The organism is Azorhizobium sp. AG788 (assembly GCF_004364705.1).
Classification (GTDB): Bacteria; Pseudomonadota; Alphaproteobacteria; order Rhizobiales; family Xanthobacteraceae; genus Azorhizobium; species Azorhizobium caulinodans.
On record NZ_SOBM01000002.1, the window covers coordinates 219,464 to 237,183 of the forward strand.

Here is a 17,720-nt window from a genome sequence, read left to right on the forward strand (position 1 = left end):
CGCGCCGCCATGCCCGTCGCCCAGCAAGACACCAGCGGGAACAAGAACCTCTTCCTGCTGATCCAGCTCCGCTGGCTGGCCGTGGCGGGGCAGGTCTTCACCATCCTCGTGGTGGATGTCTGGCTTCACATCCGCCTGCCGCTCCAGGAGATGATCTCCGTCCTGCTGCTGCTGGTCGGCCTCAATCTCGTGGCTCTCTGGCGCCACCGCAGCGAGGCGGAGGTCACCAATGTCGAGCTGCTCGGCGAACTGATCCTCGACGTCGCGGCGCTGACGGCCCAGCTCTATCTCAGCGGCGGCGCCACAAACCCTTTCATCTCGCTCTATCTGCTCCAGGTGGGGCTGGGAGCGGTGCTGCTCCAGCCCTGGTCGGCCTGGGTGCTGGTGGTGCTGACCAGCGCCTGCTTCGTCTGGCTGATCGGTCAGTTTCGCCCGCTGCCGCTGCCCCACGACGACCATTCCACGCTGTTCAACCTGCATATCGGGGGCATGTTCGTCTGCTTCCTGCTGGCGGCGAGCCTGCTGGTGCAGTTCATCAGCCGCATCAGCGCGAACGTCCATGAGCGGGAGCAGAGGCTGGCGGAACTGCGTCGCAAGTCGGCGGAGGAGGACCTCATCGTCCGCATGGGCCTGCTCGCCTCGGGCGCGGCTCATGAACTTGGAACGCCGCTCGCGACGCTCTCGGTGATCCTCAACGACTGGCAGCACATGGAGGCGGTGGAGGAGGACCCCGAACTGATGGAGGACCTCTACGAGATGCAGGCGCAGGTCGCGCGCTGCAAGATGATCGTTTCTGGCATCCTGATGTCGTCGGGGCAGGCGCGCGGGGAGGGGACGCTGCGCACCACGGCCGACGTCTTCTTCGACGAACTGGTGGACGAGTGGCAGGAGAGCCGCTCGCCGGCTGCGCTCGAATTCGTGAACGACCTGCCGCCGGATCTGCCCATCATCTCCGACGTCGCTCTGAAACAGGTGATTTTGAACGTCTTCGATAATGCGCTAGAAGCCTCTCCGGCGTGGGTCGCCGTCAGCGTCACCCGTGCCGCAGACGCCATTGTGCTCGAGGTCCGCGACCATGGTCCGGGATTCGCCCCGGACATCCTTGCCGAGTTCGGCAAGCCCTACGGCTCCACTAAGGGGCGGCCGGGTGGCGGACTTGGTCTCTTCCTCGTGGTCAATGTGGTCCGCAAGCTTGGAGGCACCGTAACAGCGCAGAACGAGGCTGACGGAGCGTCCGTCATCCTGGATTTGCCGCTGCATGCTCTCTCACCCGATGTCGATGACGGAGACCACCACACCCCGCCTGCTGATCGTCGAGGATGACGCGTCCTTCGCGCGCGCCCTGCGCCGCTCCTTCGAACGGCGCGGCTACGAAGTCCGGCTGACCAGCAGTCTCGAAGGCGTGCAGTCCGTGCTCTCCGAAGTGACGCCGGCCTATGCGGTAGTGGACCTGAAGCTCGCTGGCGGTTCCGGCCTTGAGTGCGTGAAGGAACTGCATGGCCGCGACGGCGACATGCGCATTGTCGTCCTCACCGGTTTTGCCAGCATCGCGACCGCCGTGGAGGCCATCAAGCTCGGCGCTTGCCACTATCTCGCCAAGCCGGCGAACACGGATGACATCGAGGCAGCCTTCGGCAAGGGGGGCGGCGACCCGACCATCGCGGTCACGGCCCGTCCCACGTCGCTGAAAACGCTGGAGTGGGAACGCATCCACGAAACGCTGCTGGAAACCGACTTCAACATTTCCGAGACCGCCCGCCGTCTCGGCATGCATCGCCGCACGCTCGCCCGCAAGCTCGAGAAGAAGCGGGTTCCCTGAGGCCGTCCTGTCCCGGCGGAGCCGTCAGGCGACGGCGGCGCCCGCCGCCGCTCCGGCAAGGCGTCCCAGCACCACGGCGGTGAGCAGGCCATTCCCTGACAGATAGCCGGACGCCTGCGAACCCGAGACGCCGCATGCTGCCCCGCCCGCGGCGTAGAGGTTGGGCAGGGATGTGCCGTCGGGCCGCAGCACACGCGCGTGCTCGTCCACCACGAGGCCGCCCTGGGTGTGGAACAGCGCGCCGGTCACACGCACCGCATGGAATGGCGCCGAGAGCTGCTGGTCGGCACGGAAGGCGCGGCCGAAGGTATCGGTGGCGCCGTCCAACTTCAGCCGCTCCACGTCGGACAGGGTCGAGATGAGCGCCTCCGCCGGCAGACCGGTGCGCGCGGCGAGCGCCTGCGGCGTGTCGGCCGTAACGATTGCGCCTATGGCCTCGGCCTGCCGGAAATCCTCGAATTGCCGGGCGATGCCGGCGATGCGGGCGTCGAAGATTGTCCAGGCCATCCGGTTCGGCTGTCGCAACACCTCGGCGGCCTGCTCGGAATAGCCATGCATCTCATTGCTGAAGCGCCGCCCTTCCGCATTCACCTGCACGCCGCCTTCCGTGATGGTGGCCCAGGTGATGAGGATGCCGGCGGGATGCGCCACCGAGCCGTGGCCCTGATGGCCGGACAGATGCCGGGTGGCCGCGCCCAGCGCCTCGCCCCACAGCAGGGCATCGCCCTGATTGCCCGTGTGGCCGAAATAGAGCGCGTCGGCGAGCGTCGGGATGTGGGCGCGCACCAGATCGGCATTGCCGCCATAGCCGTTGCAGGCGAGCACGAGCTGGCAGAGGGCAACCTCCTCCGTCGAGCCGTCCGGCCGCTCCAGCGTGACGCCCAGCAGGCGGTCATTTTCGTCGGCATGAAGCCGCGTGACGCGGGCGTCGCAGAGGATCTCGATGCCGCGAGCCTCGGCGGCGCCGCGCAGGGCGTCCACCAGTTCCTCGCCGGAGCGCGACGGCAGGCCGTGCATCCGCCGGGCGCTGTGGCCGGGATAGCTGAAGTCGGAGATCACCGAAAAGGGCAGGCCGTGGGTGTCGGCCAGCCACTCCACGGCCGGGCCGGCTTCCGCCGCGATGCGTGCCACGAGGGTAGCGTCCGGCTCGCCATGGGCCTTGGCCATGATGTCGGCGGCGAACTGCGCGGCCGAATCGGCGATGCCCGCCTCCGTCTGCCAGCGTGTGCCGGCGGCAGGGATGAGACCGGCGGACAGCGCCGTCGAGCCGCGCGGCACCGGATCGCGCTCCAGCACCAGCACCTCGGCCCCTGCCTCCTGCGCCGCCAGTGCCGCCACGAGGCCCGCTGCCCCGGCGCCGATGATGACCACGGGCACATGGAAGCCGAAGGTTTTTCCGGACTGGCGGACAATGGGGCTCACGGCGGCCTCGCGCGTCTCAGGTTATGTCTCGGCGCAGGACAGTAAGCTGTACTAGATATAAAACAAGTATTGCCTCTCGCGCCGGAACGGGCCTACCCTTTGGCACAGCATTTCCGGAGGCGACGCAATGGCGGCGAAGACCGCGCGAACCCTGTTCGACAAGGTGTGGGACGCGCATGTGGTGGTGCAGCGGGAGGACGGCCAGAGCCTGCTCTGGATCGACCGTCACTTCCTGCACGAGGGTTCTTTCCATGCCTTCGACAAGGTGGCTGGCCGTGGCGCTTCGCTGGCGCGGCCGGACCTCACCTTTGGCGTCGAGGACCATTATGTGCCCACCCGCGTGCGGCAGCTGGACCTGATCGATCCCGCCATCCGCCGCATGATGGAGCAACTGCGCGCCAACACGCTGCGCCACAAGGTGCGCCTGTTCGATGTGGATGATCCGGCGCAGGGCATTGTGCATGTGGTGGGGCCGGAGCAGGGGCTGACGCTGCCGGGCCTCTCCATCGTCTGCGGCGACAGCCACACGGCAACCCATGGCGCGTTCGGCGCGCTTGCCTTCGGCATCGGTGCCTCCGAGGTTGCCCATGTGCTGATGACGCAGACCCTCTGGCAGAACCGCCCGAAGCGCCTGCGCATCCGCGTGGAGGGGACGCTGGCGCCGGGCATCGTCGCAAAGGACGTGGCGCTCTCCATCATCGCCGCCATCGGTGCGGATGGCGCGGCGGGCCACGCCATCGAATATGCAGGGTCGGTCGTGCGCGGCCTCTCCATGGAAGGGCGGCTCACGCTCTGCAATCTCTCCATCGAGGCCGGCGGGCGCTGCGGCATGATCGCTCCTGACGCCACGACTCTCGATTATGTGCGCGGCCGGCCCTATGCGCCTGAAGGCGTGCTGTTCGATGCGGCGGCGGAGGTGTGGCTGGCGCTCGCCAGCGACACCGATGCGGAATTCGACCGCGAGGTGGTGCTGGGTGGCGATGCCATCGCTCCCATCGTCACCTGGGGTACGAGCCCCGAGGATGCGCTGCCCATCACCGCCACCGTGCCCGATCCCGAGCGGGTGGACGACGCGGCGAAGGCCGCCCACATCCGCGACGCGGTCTCCTACATGGACCTGCGGCCGGGCCAGCGGCTCAGCGACATTGCGGTGGACCGCGTCTTCATTGGCTCCTGCACCAACAGCCGGATCGAGGATCTGCGCGCCGCCGCCGCCGTTCTGGCCGGGCGTTCCGCCAAGGTGCCGGGGCTCGTGTCGCCCGGTTCCGCGCTGGTGAAGCGGCAGGCAGAGGAAGAAGGGCTCGACGCCATCTTCCGCGCCGCCGGCCTCGAATGGGTGGAAGCCGGCTGCTCCATGTGCGTCGGCATGAATGGCGATCTCGTGCCGGCCGGTGAGCGCTGCGCCTCCACCACCAATCGCAATTTCAAGGGCCGGCAGGGGCCCGGCGCCCGCACGCACCTCATGTCTCCCGCCATGGTGGCTGCGGCGGCCGTGACTGGCCATCTCACCGACATGCGCCCGCTGCTTGAGGGGAGGAACTGATGCAGCCCTTCATCCGGCTCGAATCCATCGGCTGCCCGCTCCCGCTCACGGGCGTTGACACCGACCAGCTTATCCCCGCGCGCTTCATGAAGCGCTCGCGGGCGGAAGGCTATGGCGGCTATCTGCTGCATGACCTGCGGTTCGAGGGGGAGGGCGCGCCCCTTGCCGACTTCCCCCTTAACCAGCCGCTCTATCAGGGCGCGGAAGTGCTGGTGGCCCGGCGCAATTTCGGCAGCGGCTCGTCCCGTGAGGCGGCGGTCTATGCGCTGGCGGACTTCGGCTTTCGCTGCGTGGTGGCACCCAGTTTCGGCGACATCTTCGCCTCCAATGCCGTGAACAACGGCCTGCTGCCGGCGCGCGTTTCGGAGGCTGATTGCGAGGCGTTGCTGGCAGGCCTCGCCACGCACAATCGCGTTGTGGTGGACCTTGAGGCCTGCACCATCGTCTGCGGTAATCTGAGCGTCCCCTTCGAGGTGGACCCCGTCTGGCGCACCAAGCTGCTCAACGGCTGGGACGATATCGACCTCACCTTGAGCCGGCAGACGGAAATCGCCGCCTTCACGGCGGCCGATGCCGGTCTGCGACCATGGATGGCGCCGCGCCGTCCGGAATGATGCGCAAAGCTCCACCTCAGCGCTTGACAGCAGCAAGGTGGAGCGGTCTCTTAAGACAGAAACCTGTCTTATATTAAAGACAGATCAAGGATGCCCATGTCGAGCGTCGAACCGCTGAAGGCCCGCCGGCTCTACTTGCTCTTGCGCGACCGCATTCTCAGCGGCGAGGCGAGCCCGGAGAGCCGTCTGCCCAGCGAGCCGGCGCTGGCCTCCACCTACGGCGTGTCCCGGGTCACCGTGCGGCGGGCGTTGGACGAACTGGCCCGCGAGGGCCTCATCGAGCGCCGGCCCGGCTCCGGCACCTTCGTCAGTGGCAACGCCGCTTCCGCGCCTATGGTGGCGGACTTCTCCAACGTGCTCACGCACCTCGTTGAGATGGGCCGTCGGACCGGGGTGAAGCTGCTCTCCTTCGGCTATCTCGCGCCCACGCCCGCGCTGGCGGATGAGCTGAAGCTGGAAGCTGGCGAGCGGGTTCAGCGCTCGGTGCGCGTGCGCCTCATCGATGGCCAGCCCTTCTCCTATCTTGTCACCCACGTTCCAGAGCGCATCGGCATTTCCTATTCGGAGGCGGATCTGGCCTCCACGCCCCTGCTGGAACTGCTGGAACGCTCCGGCCTCGCCGCCGAACGGGCGAGCCAGACCATCGGCGCGGCGCTCGCCGGCCCCGAGGTGGCGCAGGCGCTGGACCTTGAGATCGGCGCGGCGCTGCTGTCCATGACGCGCGTGGTCTATGAGCCGTCCGGGCGAGGCATCGAGCACCTGCAGGCGCTCTACCGGCCAGACCGCTATTCCTTCCATCTCGATCTTGTCCGCACCGGCGATGTGGGCGAGCGGCGCTGGGCGCCGGTCGCCGTTCCGCGCGGTCTCGAAACCAAGGCCGCAGCCAAAGCGCCGGCCAATCAGAAAAGACGCCCGAAAAGGGCCGATCCTCAGAGGAGAACTGCGAGATGACCATCTGGACGACGCCTTTCGGCCGTCGTGCGGTCCTGAAGGGCAGCACGGCAGCGCTTGCGACCCTCGCCATGCCCGCCATCGTGCGCGGTGCTGAGCCCGCGCCCATCAAGGTGGGCGTGCTCCAGCCGGTCACCGGAGCGCTCGCCATGGACGGCGAGTTCGGCCGCACCGGCGCGGAATTCGCCATCGCCGCCGTGAATGCGGCGGGCGGCATCAAGTCGCTCGGCGGCGCCAAGCTGGAGATGGTGTTCGGCGATGCGCGCTCGAACCCGGAAGCCGGCACGCAGGAAGTCGAGCGCATGCAGGGCGAGGGCGTGGTCGCCGTGGTCGGCGGCTTCGCCAGCGGCATCTGCCTTGCCGCCAGCCAGACCGCTGCGCGCTATGACCTGCCCTATCTCGTGGACGTGGGCGTCTCCGACCAGATCGTCCAGCGCGGCCTCAAGAACACCTTCCGCTTCGGCCCCGGCTTCGGCGTCTGTACCCGCTCGGCCCTCGATAATCTCGCCCGCATCAACGAGGCCGCCGGCAAGCCGGCCAAGACCGTCGTGCTGGTGCACGAGGATGGCTTGTTCGGCAGTGGCCTCGCCAAGGTGATGCAGGCGGAACTGCCGAAGCTCGGCTTCGAGATCCTCGACACCATTCCGGTGCCGACCCCCTCGCGCGATCTGTCCAACGTGGTGCTGCGCCTGCGCTCGCTGAACCCGGACATCGTGATGCCGAGCACCTACTACGGCGAGACGGTGCTGCTCGCCCGCACCATGCAGCAGCAGCGCGTGCGGCCGAAGGCGGTCTATGGCGTGCTGAACGGCGCGGCCTCCAACATGCGCTTCGTGAAGGAATTCCCGGAAGCCGCCGACAAGATCATGGACTGCAATCACTGGTACGACCCGCGCAAGGCAGGCGCCCAGGCGCTGCTGAAGGCGGTGGCGGATGCCGGCAAGGGCTGGAACTACAACCTGCCCATGAACTATTCCTGCGTCGGCCTGCTGGCGGACGCGCTGGAGCGCGCCGGCTCCACCGACCGCGCCAAGGTGATCGACGCGCTCGCTGCCTCCACCTGGGCAGACCATGTGATGCCCTACGGCCCGACTAAGTTCGTGGACGGTCAGAACCAGGGCGCGGCTCCGGTCTCGCTCCAGGTGCAGAACGGCGCCATCCGCGTCGTCTATCCGGAAGCCTTCTCCGACGCCAAGGCCATCTTCCCGGTCCGGTCCTGATCCCCGTGGCGCCGGAGCGATCCGGCGCCGTCCCCTCGATGCACCGGCCCATGGGCCGGTCAGCGAGCGCTGGATGATTTGATGTATTCGCTCCCCATCCTTCTGGAAGCCACGGTGAACGGGCTGCTCACCGGCGCGATCTACGCGCTGGTGGCGCTCGGTCTCACCCTTGTCTATGGCGTCCTGCACATCATCAATTTCGCCCATGGCGCGTTCCTGACGCTGGCCATGTTCGCGGTGTGGATCGCCTTCAGCGTCTTCGGCCTCGACCCCTATCTGGCCATTCCCGTGCTGGCGCTGCTGTTCTTCGCCGTCGGCTATGGCACGCAGCGCTATGTGATCGGCCCGGCGAGCCATGGGGATGACGGCAATATCCTGCTGGTGACACTCGGCCTCTCCATCGTGCTGGAGAACGTGCTACTGGCGCTGTTCCGCGCCGATACGCGCACCATCGCCACCGACTATGCCTTCGACGTGTTCGAGGTGGGCCCGATGCTCATCTCCCGCGCGCGGCTCTATGGCTTTCTCGCCGCCATGGTGGTTGCGGTGCTGCTGTGGCTGCTGCTGGCCCGCACCGACACCGGCAAGGCCATCCGCGCCGTCGCCAAGGAGAAGCTGGGCGCGAGCCTCGTCGGCATCAATGTGAAGCACATCTTCGCCGTGACCTTCGGCATCGGTTGCGCGACCCTCGCTATCGCCGCCTGCCTGCTCATGCCCATCTTCTATGTGAACCCGCGCGTCGGTCAGGCCTTCGTGCTGGTGGCCTTTACCATCGTGGTGCTGGGCGGCATGGGCTCCATTCCCGGCGCGGTCATCGGCGGGCTGTTCATCGGCGTGGTGGAGAGCCTCACCGGCCTCTTCCTCGGCGACAGCCTCGGCCAGATCGGCATCTTCCTCATCTTCATCCTTGTCCTGCTGCTGCGGCCCAGCGGCCTGTTCGGAGCCCGGGCCTGATGACGCGCGGCATCCTCCCCCTTCTCGCCCTTGTGGTGCTCATCGCGGCGCTGCCGCTCGTGACGGCCTCCAACACGGCCATCAATTTCGTCGTCTTCGTGCTCATCATCGCTTTGGGCGCGCAGGGCTGGAACCTGCTGGGCGGCGTCGGCGGCCAGTTCTCCTTCGGCCATGCGGCTTTCTTCGGCACGGGCGCCTATGTCTCGGCCGTGCTTCAGGCCCGCTTCGGCGTGAACGCGTGGGTGGCGTTCGCGGCCGGTGTCGCCATGGGCGCGCTGGTGGGCTGGGTCATCGGTTTCCTGAGCTTCCGGGCCGGCCTGCGCGGCTCCTATTTCGCCCTTGTGACGCTCGCGTTCGCGGAGGTGCTGCGCATTCTCGCCAATGCGCTGCCCATCACCGGCGGCGGCGCGGGCCTGCTGCTGAAGCTCGATTTGGGTCTCGGCAACTTCCAGTTTTCCAGCCGCGCCGTCTTTCTCTGGATCGCGCTGGCGCTGGTGGCGGCGGGGCTTCTGCTGTGCCGCTGGATCGCGGATTCCCGCTTCGGCGCGCAGCTCGTCGCCGTGCGCGAGAATGAGGATGCGGCGCGCGCGCTCGGCGTCGACGTGCTGAAGGTGAAGCTCAAAGCCATTACCCTTTCCGGCGCGCTCACCGCCGCCGCCGGGGCCTTCTATCTTCAGTATTTCCTCTATCTCGACGCCAACATCGCCTATGGCGTGTGGATCTCCGTGGAGGTGCTGCTGGCGGCCATGGTGGGCGGCCGGGGCACGGTGCTCGGCCCGCTGGTGGGCGCTTTCGCGCTCCATGGCCTCGGCGATGTCACCAAGCAATATGCCGGCGGCATTCCCGGCATCGATCTCGCCGTCTATGGCGCGGTGCTGATCTTCGTGGTGGCTTTCGCCCCCTCGGGCCTCATCGGGCTGGTGCAACGTCTGTTCGCCCGCCGCTCCACGGCCGCGCAGGGAGGCGCATGATGCTGGAGGTCTCCGACATCACCATGCGCTTCGGCGGCCTCGTCGCCATCTCGGACGCCTCCTTGAGCGTGCCGAAGGGCGGGCTCGTGGGGCTCATCGGGCCGAACGGCGCCGGCAAGACCACGCTCTTCACCATCATCGCCGGCTTCCAGATGCCGACCGCCGGCCGTGTACGCTTCGACGGGGCGGACATCACCGGGCAGCCGGCCCATGTGCGGGCGCAGCACGGCATCGCCCGCACCTTCCAGATCGTCCAGCCCTTCGCCGGGCTGAACGTGCGGGAGAACATCGCGGTGGGCTCCTATCTGCGTTATCCGCGCCGGGCCGACGCTCACGCGAAGGCAGAAGCCGTGGCCGCGCAGGTGGGCCTTGCGGCGGAGCTGGACAAGCCGGCGGCGAGCCTCACGGTCGCCGGCCGCAAGCGGCTGGAACTTGCCCGCGCGCTCGCCACCGAACCCAAGCTCCTGCTGCTGGACGAGGTGCTGGCGGGCCTCAACCCCTCCGAGATCCGCGACATCATCCCGGTGATCGAGGGCATCCGCGCCGGCGGCGTGACCATCCTGATGATCGAGCATGTGATGCAGGCGGTGATGAGCCTGTGCGAGCAGGTCTATGTGCTGGCGCAGGGGCGCATGATCGCTCATGGCCCGCCCCGCGAGGTGTGCGCCGATGCCCAGGTGATCGAGGCCTATCTCGGCAAGGGCGCCGCCGGGCGCATCAACGGCGGGGAGGCGGCCCATGCTTGAGGTTCGCGGTCTGCGCGCGGGCTATGGCGCGGTCGAGGTACTACGTGGCATCGACCTTCAGGTGAAGGCGGGCGAGATCATCGCCGTGCTCGGCTCCAACGGCGTCGGCAAGACGACGCTGAACAAGGTGCTCTCGGGCGTGCTGCCGCTCAGCGCGGGCGAGGTGACGTTCGAGGGGCGGCGGCTCAATGGCCTGTCGCCGGCCGCCATCGTCGAGGCGGGGCTGATCCACGTTCCCGAAGGGCGCAAGATCTTCCCGAACATGAGCGTGCGGGAAAATCTCGAGCTCGGCAGCTATCGTCGTGCCCGTCCGCGCCGCGCGGCCAATCTGGAGCGGGTGTTCACGACCTTCCCCCGCCTGCGCGAGCGCATGACGCAGGCTGCGGGGACGCTCTCCGGCGGCGAGCAGCAGATGGTGGCCATCGGGCGCGGCATGATGGCCGAGCCGAAACTGCTGATCCTCGATGAACCCTCCCTCGGCCTTTCGCCTTTGCTGGTGGAGGAGATGTTCGCGCTTATCCAGCGGCTGAATGCCGAAGGCCTGCCCATCATGCTGGTGGAGCAAAATGTGGTGCAGTCGCTGGAAATGGCGTCCCGCGCCTACATCATCGAGAACGGCCTGGTGACGCTGGAAGGCGCGGCCGCCGACATCCGCAGTGATCCCGAACTCAAGCGCGCCTATCTGGGGCTTTGACATGAGCATCGTCACGCCGGGCGTCGTGCCCGCTTCAGTTCTGCTCAGCGAACCGGCCCCCGAATGGCTGGGCCGCTGGACGCAGTTTGCCGCGGACTTGCGCTTCGAGGATCTGCCGGACGAGGTGATCGCCCGCGCGAAGCTGGTGCTGCTGGACAGCATCGGCGTCATCGCCGCCGGAATGCAGGAGCCGGAGATGGCCGCGCTGGTGGCGCGCCTCGGCGCCCGGCGCACCGGCAAGGCGGCGGCCATCGGTGCGGGGCAGGGGCTTGATGCGCGCGATGCCGCGCTCGTCAACGGCACCGCCGGCACCATGCTGGAGCTGGATGAGGGCAACCAATATGCCCGCGGCCATCCCGCCATCCATGTGGTGCCGGCCCTGCTGGCGCTGGCGGCGGAGAGCGACGTGTCCGGCCCGGACCTGATCACCGCGCTGGCGCTCGGCTATGAGATTGGCGCGCGTATCGGCATCGCCTCGCGCCTCAAGGTCACCATGCATCCGCATGGCACCTGGGGCACGGTGGGGGCGGCGCTTGGCGTCGCGAAGCTTCATGGGGCGGACGCGGGCGAGATCGGCCGCTCCATCGGTATCGCTTCGTCGCTGGGCCTCTCCACCAGCCGCCGCACCATGCTGGAAGGCGCGACCGTGCGGAACTGTTACGCCGGTTTCTCCAACCAGCTCGGTCTCACGGCGTGGGATCTGGCGCAGGCGGGCCTCATGCCCGAGCGCGACGGCATCGGCACGGTCTATGGCTCTGTGATCGCGGACGATTTCCGTCCCGAGGCCATGGTGGACGAACTGGGCTCGCGCTGGGAAATCGCGCGCAATTACTTCAAGCGCCACGCGGCCTGTCGCTACACCCACGGCGCGCTGGATGCGCTCATGGGCATCATGGAAGACGCCGGGGGGCTCAATCCGGAGAACATCGAGCACATCATAGTGGACACCTATGTGTGGGCCGCCCAGCTCGATCACCCCGCCCCGCAGACCATGCTGGCGGCGAAATTCTCGCTGCCCTTCGCCCTCGCCAGCGCCATCGTGCGCGGGCAGGCAGATGTGGAGGCCTTCCGCGATGCGGCCCGCGCCGATGCGGTGACCCAGGCCCTCGCCGCCCGCGTGGAGGTGCGCGAAGACCCCGCGCTCACCGCCAAGCTGCCGGGCCTGCGCCCGGCGCGCGTCACCGTCATGCTCAAGGGCAACCGCCAATGGACGGCCGAGGTGCTGACCAATCGCGGCGACACCGAGGATCCCTACACGGCGGTGGAAGTGGAAGAGAAGTTCCGCGAACTCGCCGGACCTGTCTGGCCAGCCGCGCGGCTTGAGGCCATCGCCGGGGCGGTTGCGAGCCTCGACAAGGCGCCGACCCTGGCGCCGCTGCTCGATCTTCTGGCCTGAGGCGAAACCGCCTCCGGCTTCTGTTGTGAACGGCGCCGTCCGGCCCATCGCTCCGGACCCCGCCCCTTTGGGAAAGACCTGTGCCATGAGTCTGAAAGCCCGCCTTGCGCAGGAGCGCGTCCTGCCCGCGCCGGGCATCTATGATGCCCTCACGGCTTCGCTCGCGGCCGCCGCCGGCTTCGAGGCCCTGTATCTCTCCGGCGCCGCCATCGCCTATACGCGCCTCGGGCGGCCGGACATCGGCCTCGTCTCAATGACCGAGGTGGCCGAGGTGATCGCACTGGTGCGCGACCGCGTGCCGACGCCGGTGATTGTCGATGCGGACAATGGCTATGGCAACGCGCTGAACGTGCAGCGCACGGTGCGGACCTTCGAGCGGGCGGGCGCAAGCGCCCTCCAGCTTGAGGATCAGACCATGCCCAAGCGCTGCGGCCATTTGCAGGACAAGAGCCTGATCAGCACCGCCGAGATGATCGGCAAGATCAAGGCCGCCGTGGACGCGCGGGCGAGTGAGGAGACGCTCATCATCGCCCGCACCGATGCGGTGGCGGTGGAGGGCTTCGAGCCCGCCATCGAGCGCGCCCGGCTCTATGCGGAAGCCGGGGCCGACGTGCTCTTTGTCGAGGCCCCGCGCTCGCGCGATCAGCTCGCCGCGGTCACTCAGGCGCTCGGCAATGGCCTGCCGCTGCTCGTGAACATGGTGGAAGGCGGCGACACGCCGCTCGCGACCACCGAGGAATTGGGCGAACTCGGCTTCAAGATCGTGATTTTCCCGGGCGGCATCGTGCGCGCGCTCGCCCGCACGGCGCAGGCCTATTACCGCTCGCTCTTCACCAATGGCAGCAACGAGCCGTTCCGCGAGCACATGTTCGATTTCTCCGCCCTCAACGGCCTCATCGGCACTGCCGACCTGCTGGCCCAGGGGCGTGAATATGATGTCTTCGGCGCGGCTCTGGCCGATGCGCCGCTCACCAGGAAAGCCGCGCGATGACCGCCATCGACCCCGTCACCCTTGCCGTCCTGAAGGGGCGGCTCGAGCAGATCGCCGACGAGATGGACGCGACGCTCTATCGCTCCGCTTTCAATCCCATCATCGCCGAGGCGCGTGACGCCTGCCACGGCCTCTATCATGCGGAAACCGGCGACACGCTGGTCCAGGGCACCAAGGGCCTGCCCATCTTCGTGGGCGCCATGGCCTTCGCGGTGCGGGCGGTGATCGAGAAGGTGGCGCGCGACGGCGACCTCCAGCCGGGCGACACCTTCCTGTTCAACGACCCCTATGCGGGCGGCACCCATCTGAACGATTTCCGCCTCGTGCGGCCGATCTTCCGGGGTGGCAAGCTCTATTGCTGGCTCGCCTCCGTGGGCCACTGGCTGGACATCGGCGGCAATGTGCCGGGCGGCTTCAACGCGCGGGCGACGGAGAGCTTCCAGGAAGGCGTGCGCATTCCGCCCGTGAAGCTGTTCAAGGCGGGCGTGCTCAATCACGACATCATCGAGATCCTCTCGGCCAATTCCCGCGTGCCGGTCTCCAACTATGGCGACCTCAACGGCCAATTGAACGCGCTCGATCTCGGCGAGCGTCGGCTGGCGGAACTGCTCGACGCCTATGGCGAGAGCATCGTGGCGCAGGCCTTCGATGCCTTCTCCGACCGCGCCGAAGCCATGATGCGCGCCGCCGTCCGCGCCCTGCCGGACGGCACCTATTCGTTCGAGGACTATCTCGACAATGACGGCATCACGCCGGACCGCCTGACCATCGCCCTCGACCTGACGGTGGACGGCGAGAAGATGACGCTCGATTTCTCGCGCTCCTCCGCCCCCTGCGCGGGGCCGCTCAACATCGCTTATTCCACGGCGGCGGCCTGCTGCTATGTGGCGCTGAAGCACGTCTTCACCGATGTGCCGGCCAATGCCGGGTGCCTCAGGCCCATCACCTTTGTCATCCCCGAGACGACGCTCCTCGGCGTGAAGCCGCCCAAGCCCGTGGGCGGCTACACGGAGACGATCCTGCGTGTCATCGGCGTCGTCTTCGGTGCGCTGGCGAAGGCGGACCCCGCCCGCGCGACGGCGGCGCCCTTCGGCACCATCAACGCCCTCTCCCTTGCCGGCCACCGGACGGATGGCTCGCGCTGGGTGATGTTCTCCTTCTTCGGCGGCGGCCTCGGCGGCAATCCGGAGAGCGATGGCCTCAGCCACGCCAACAACCCCATTTCCATGGCCACCATTCCGCCGGCGGAGATCCTTGAGGCGGCCTATCCCGTGCTGTTCACCCAGTGGGCGCTGCGGCCGGATTCCGCTGGCGCGGGCGCCCATCGCGGCGGCCTCGGCGCGGTCTATGAGATCGAGCCCCTCACCGATGCGGATGTGTTCCTGCTGGGCGAGCGCGGCATCTATCCGCCCTTCGGTGTGGCCGGCGGCACGCCTGCCGCGCTGAACGTCTTCTCGTGGCAGACCGAGGATGGCGAGCGTTCGCCCCCGCTCGCCTCCAAGGTGACGGACGTGAAGGTGCGTGCCGGCCAGCGCCTGCGCCTGGAAACCCCCGGCGGCGGTGGCTATGGCGACCCCAAGGACCGCAAGCGCGAGGATGTGGAGCGCGACGTCCGGCAGGGCCTCGTGAGCGTTGAGGCCGCCCGCACCCTCTATGGCGTCGAGATCGCGCCGGACACCACCATTCCGGCGCAGGGAGCAGCCGCATGAACGCCCATACCGCAACCCCCGAGGCTAAGCCCGCGCCGGTGGTCGGCGTGGATGTGGGCGGCACCTTCACGGACCTCTTCTTCTTCGACGCCGCCGCCGGCCGCTTCCGCACCGCCAAGGTGCCGTCCAATCGCGGCGACGAGGCGGTGGGCTTCCTCGAAGGGCTGAAGACCTTCGGCCCCGTGGCCCAGCTCGGCTCCATCGTCCACGGCACCACGGTGGGCACCAACGCCCTTCTGGAGCGCAAGGGCGCGCGCACCGCGCTCATCACCACGCGCGGCTTTCGCGACGTGCTCGAGATGCGCCGCCGCGACCGCCTGCACACCTGGGGCCTGTGGGGCGATTTCGTGCCCGTCATTCCCCGCGACATGCGCTTCGAGGTGAGCGAGCGCGTGCTGGCGGACGGCTCCGTGCGCACGGCCCTCGATATCGAGGAAGTAAAGGCGGCCACCAAGGCGGCGTTGGCGCAGGGCGCGGAGGCGATCGCCATCGTCTTCATCAATGCCTATGCGAATCCCGCCCATGAGCTCGCGGCGCTGGAGGCGGTGCGGGCCCTGTGGCCGAACGAGAACATCGCCTGCTCGGCGCAGATCCTGCCCGAGATCCGCGAGTTCGAGCGCACCTCCACCACGGCACTCAATGCCTATCTCCAGCCGGTGGTGGGCAGCTATCTGAAAAAGCTCGATGACGCGCTGGTGGGCGAGGGCTTCACGGGTCGCTTCCACATCGTGCAGTCGAGCGGCGGCGTCATGTCCACCGTCACCGCCCGCAAGCTGCCCGTGCGCACCGCGCTGTCCGGCCCTGCGGCGGGCGTCATCGCGGCGGCGGCTATTGCGGAAGCCGCAGGCTATCCGGATATCATCACCGGCGATCTCGGCGGCACCTCGTTTGACGTGTCGCTGGTGGCGGGCGGCAAGACGGCGCTGGCGGCCCAGACCACCATCGACTTCGGCCTCGTCATCCGCACGCCGATGATCGAGATCACCACCATCGGCGCCGGCGGCGGCTCCATCGCTTATGTGGATGCCGGCGGCATGTTGCAGGTGGGGCCGGAAAGCGCCGGCTCCCGGCCGGGCCCGGTGGCCTACGGGCAGGGCAACACCCGCCCGACGCTCACCGATGCCAACATCGTGCTCGGCCGCATCAATGCGGAGCGGCCCATCGGCGGCAAGCTGGCGCGGCTCGACGTGGAGGCGGCGAAGGTGGCCATTGACACCCATGTGGCCAAGCCCCTCGGCCTCGGCGTCATGGAAGCGGCGGAAGCCATCGTCCGCATCGCCGACGGGCGCATGGCGGGCGCCATCCGCCTCGTCTCCATCGAGCGCGGGCATGATCCGGCGACCTTCGCCGCCGTGCCCTTCGGTGGCGGCGGTGCACTCCATGCGGGCGCGCTCATCAAGGACGTGGGTCTCAAGGCGGCGCTGGTGCCGCGCTATCCGGGCGTCACCTCGGCGCTCGGCTGCGTCATCGCCGACATCCGGCACGATCAGGTGCAGACGGTGAACCTCACCGTGGATGCCCTCGATCCCGTGGCGCTCGACGCCCGCATGGTGGAGGAAGCCGCCGCCGCCCGCGCGGTGGTGGAGGCCGCAGGCCTTGCGGTGGACCGCATCGACACGGTGTTCGAGCTGGACATGCACTATGTCGGCCAGACGCACACGGTCTCCGTGCCGCTGCCCGTCGAGGTGGAGAACGGCACCACGGGCATCGACCGGGCGACCATCGCGGCCGCTTTCGATGCCGCCTATCAGGCCTCCTTCAGCCGCCTGCTGCCCGGCGTGCCGGCCAAGATCGTGAACCTGCGCACCGCCGCCATCGGCCGCCGTCCGCACTTCGATCTCAAGGCGTTGGCGCCGGAGGCCGAGGCGACGGTGGACGGCGCCAAGCGAGGCTCGCGGCCGGTCTGGTTCGCCGGAGCCTGGCACGAGGCGCAGGTCTTCGCCCGTCTCGAACTGCCGGTGGGCGCGACCATTCCCGGTCCCGCCGTTCTGGAGCAGCCCGACGCCACGACGCTGGTCGACCCCGATCTCGTCGCTCGCGTCGATGCGCTGGGCAACGTCATCGTGGAGCGCGCGTGATGCACGAAGCCATCCCGTTCTCACAGACGGCGCTGGTGCTCGTCGATCTCCAGAACGACTTCATCGACCCGAAGGGCGCCTATGGAAGGGCGGGGCAGGGGGCGGCGGCCATCGCCGCCCTTCCCGATCGGCTGGCGCCACTGGCGGATGCCATGCGGGCGAAGGGCGGGTGGATCGTCTCCACCCATTTCACGCTCGTCCCCGCCAAGGGCGGCGAACCGCTGATCTCGCCGCATCTCAAGGAATTGCGGCCCTTCCTCGCCAAGGGCGACTTCCTGCCGGGAAGCTGGGGCCACCAACTGGTGGATCGCCTCGGGCCGTCTGATCTGTCGGTGGAGAAGATCGCCTATTCGGCCTTCTACATGACGCGGCTCGAGTGGGTGCTGCGCAAGTGCGACATCCGCCGGCTCATCGTCGGAGGCATCGTCACCAATGGCGGCGTCGCCTCGACCGTGCGCGATGCCCATGTGCGGGACTTCGACGTGAGCGTGCTCTCCGACGGCAGCGCCGCGTTCTCGGACGAGGTGCACCAGACCGCCATCGCAGCGCTGAAGCCGGTCTGCACGGTCACCACCATCGCCGAGGTGATGGGTGAGGTCGGTGCGGCCTGAA

The 17,720-nt window shown here is 68.3% G+C and carries 16 protein-coding genes; 15 read left to right on the plus strand and 1 reads right to left on the minus strand.

The window, feature by feature from the left end:
* The first annotated feature begins 9 nt into the window (after window positions 1-9).
* Entirely contained in the window at window positions 10-1,323 is a 1,314-nt protein-coding gene (locus tag DFO45_RS05010) for an ATP-binding protein (RefSeq protein WP_133864024.1), read from the plus strand.
* Complete coding sequence (locus DFO45_RS05015) at window positions 1,280-1,819, plus strand: response regulator transcription factor (RefSeq protein ID WP_043879217.1); 540 nt, start codon at window positions 1,280-1,282, stop codon at window positions 1,817-1,819. Before DFO45_RS05010 ends, DFO45_RS05015 begins: the two co-directional genes overlap by 44 nt.
* Window positions 1,820-1,843: 24 nt before the next feature.
* On the opposite strand, the gene DFO45_RS05020 is transcribed toward DFO45_RS05015, so the two are convergent.
* On the minus strand, window positions 1,844-3,232 hold the full coding sequence (locus DFO45_RS05020) for an FAD-dependent oxidoreductase (RefSeq protein ID WP_133864410.1): 1,389 nt from the start codon (window positions 3,230-3,232) through the stop codon (window positions 1,844-1,846).
* Window positions 3,233-3,368: 136 nt separating this feature from the next.
* On the opposite strand from DFO45_RS05020, the gene leuC reads away from it, so the two are divergent.
* From leuC to DFO45_RS05085, 13 genes are all read left to right on the plus strand, one after another.
* On the plus strand, window positions 3,369-4,784 hold the full coding sequence (gene leuC, locus DFO45_RS05025; RefSeq protein WP_133864025.1) for a 3-isopropylmalate dehydratase large subunit: 1,416 nt from the start codon (window positions 3,369-3,371) through the stop codon (window positions 4,782-4,784).
* Entirely contained in the window at window positions 4,784-5,398 is a 615-nt protein-coding gene (gene leuD / locus DFO45_RS05030; RefSeq protein WP_133864026.1) for a 3-isopropylmalate dehydratase small subunit, read from the plus strand. The genes leuC and leuD overlap by 1 nt, the downstream gene beginning before the upstream one ends.
* Window positions 5,399-5,494: 96 nt before the next feature.
* Window positions 5,495-6,349: a GntR family transcriptional regulator gene (locus DFO45_RS05035; RefSeq protein ID WP_133864027.1), complete on the plus strand. Its 855-nt coding sequence runs from the start codon at window positions 5,495-5,497 to the stop codon at window positions 6,347-6,349.
* A complete protein-coding gene (locus DFO45_RS05040) occupies window positions 6,346-7,569 on the plus strand; it encodes an ABC transporter substrate-binding protein (protein WP_133864028.1) in 1,224 nt (407 codons plus the stop codon). Before DFO45_RS05035 ends, DFO45_RS05040 begins: the two co-directional genes overlap by 4 nt.
* 81 nt (window positions 7,570-7,650) lie before the next feature.
* Window positions 7,651-8,523, plus strand: coding sequence for a branched-chain amino acid ABC transporter permease (locus DFO45_RS05045; RefSeq protein WP_043879218.1), 873 nt, complete (start codon window positions 7,651-7,653; stop codon window positions 8,521-8,523).
* On the plus strand, window positions 8,523-9,494 hold the full coding sequence (locus DFO45_RS05050; RefSeq protein ID WP_012170638.1) for a branched-chain amino acid ABC transporter permease: 972 nt from the start codon (window positions 8,523-8,525) through the stop codon (window positions 9,492-9,494). Before DFO45_RS05045 ends, DFO45_RS05050 begins: the two co-directional genes overlap by 1 nt.
* Complete coding sequence (locus DFO45_RS05055) at window positions 9,494-10,240, plus strand: ABC transporter ATP-binding protein (protein ID WP_133864029.1); 747 nt, start codon at window positions 9,494-9,496, stop codon at window positions 10,238-10,240. The genes DFO45_RS05050 and DFO45_RS05055 overlap by 1 nt, the downstream gene beginning before the upstream one ends.
* Window positions 10,233-10,934, plus strand: a complete 702-nt coding sequence (locus tag DFO45_RS05060; RefSeq protein WP_133864030.1) for an ABC transporter ATP-binding protein — start codon at window positions 10,233-10,235, stop codon at window positions 10,932-10,934. The genes DFO45_RS05055 and DFO45_RS05060 overlap by 8 nt, the downstream gene beginning before the upstream one ends.
* 1 nt (window position 10,935) lies before the next feature.
* Complete coding sequence (locus DFO45_RS05065) at window positions 10,936-12,330, plus strand: MmgE/PrpD family protein (RefSeq protein ID WP_133864031.1); 1,395 nt, start codon at window positions 10,936-10,938, stop codon at window positions 12,328-12,330.
* Window positions 12,331-12,415: 85 nt separating this feature from the next.
* On the plus strand, window positions 12,416-13,321 hold the full coding sequence (locus DFO45_RS05070; RefSeq protein WP_133864032.1) for an isocitrate lyase/PEP mutase family protein: 906 nt from the start codon (window positions 12,416-12,418) through the stop codon (window positions 13,319-13,321).
* Entirely contained in the window at window positions 13,318-15,030 is a 1,713-nt protein-coding gene (locus DFO45_RS05075; RefSeq protein WP_133864033.1) for a hydantoinase B/oxoprolinase family protein, read from the plus strand. Before DFO45_RS05070 ends, DFO45_RS05075 begins: the two co-directional genes overlap by 4 nt.
* Complete coding sequence (locus DFO45_RS05080) at window positions 15,027-17,108, plus strand: hydantoinase/oxoprolinase family protein (RefSeq protein WP_133864034.1); 2,082 nt, start codon at window positions 15,027-15,029, stop codon at window positions 17,106-17,108. The genes DFO45_RS05075 and DFO45_RS05080 overlap by 4 nt, the downstream gene beginning before the upstream one ends.
* Window positions 17,108-17,719 carry a cysteine hydrolase gene (locus DFO45_RS05085; RefSeq protein ID WP_043879220.1) on the plus strand — a complete coding sequence of 204 codons (612 nt, stop codon included), beginning with the start codon at window positions 17,108-17,110 and terminating at the stop codon, window positions 17,717-17,719. Before DFO45_RS05080 ends, DFO45_RS05085 begins: the two co-directional genes overlap by 1 nt.
* Window position 17,720 lies beyond the last annotated feature (1 nt).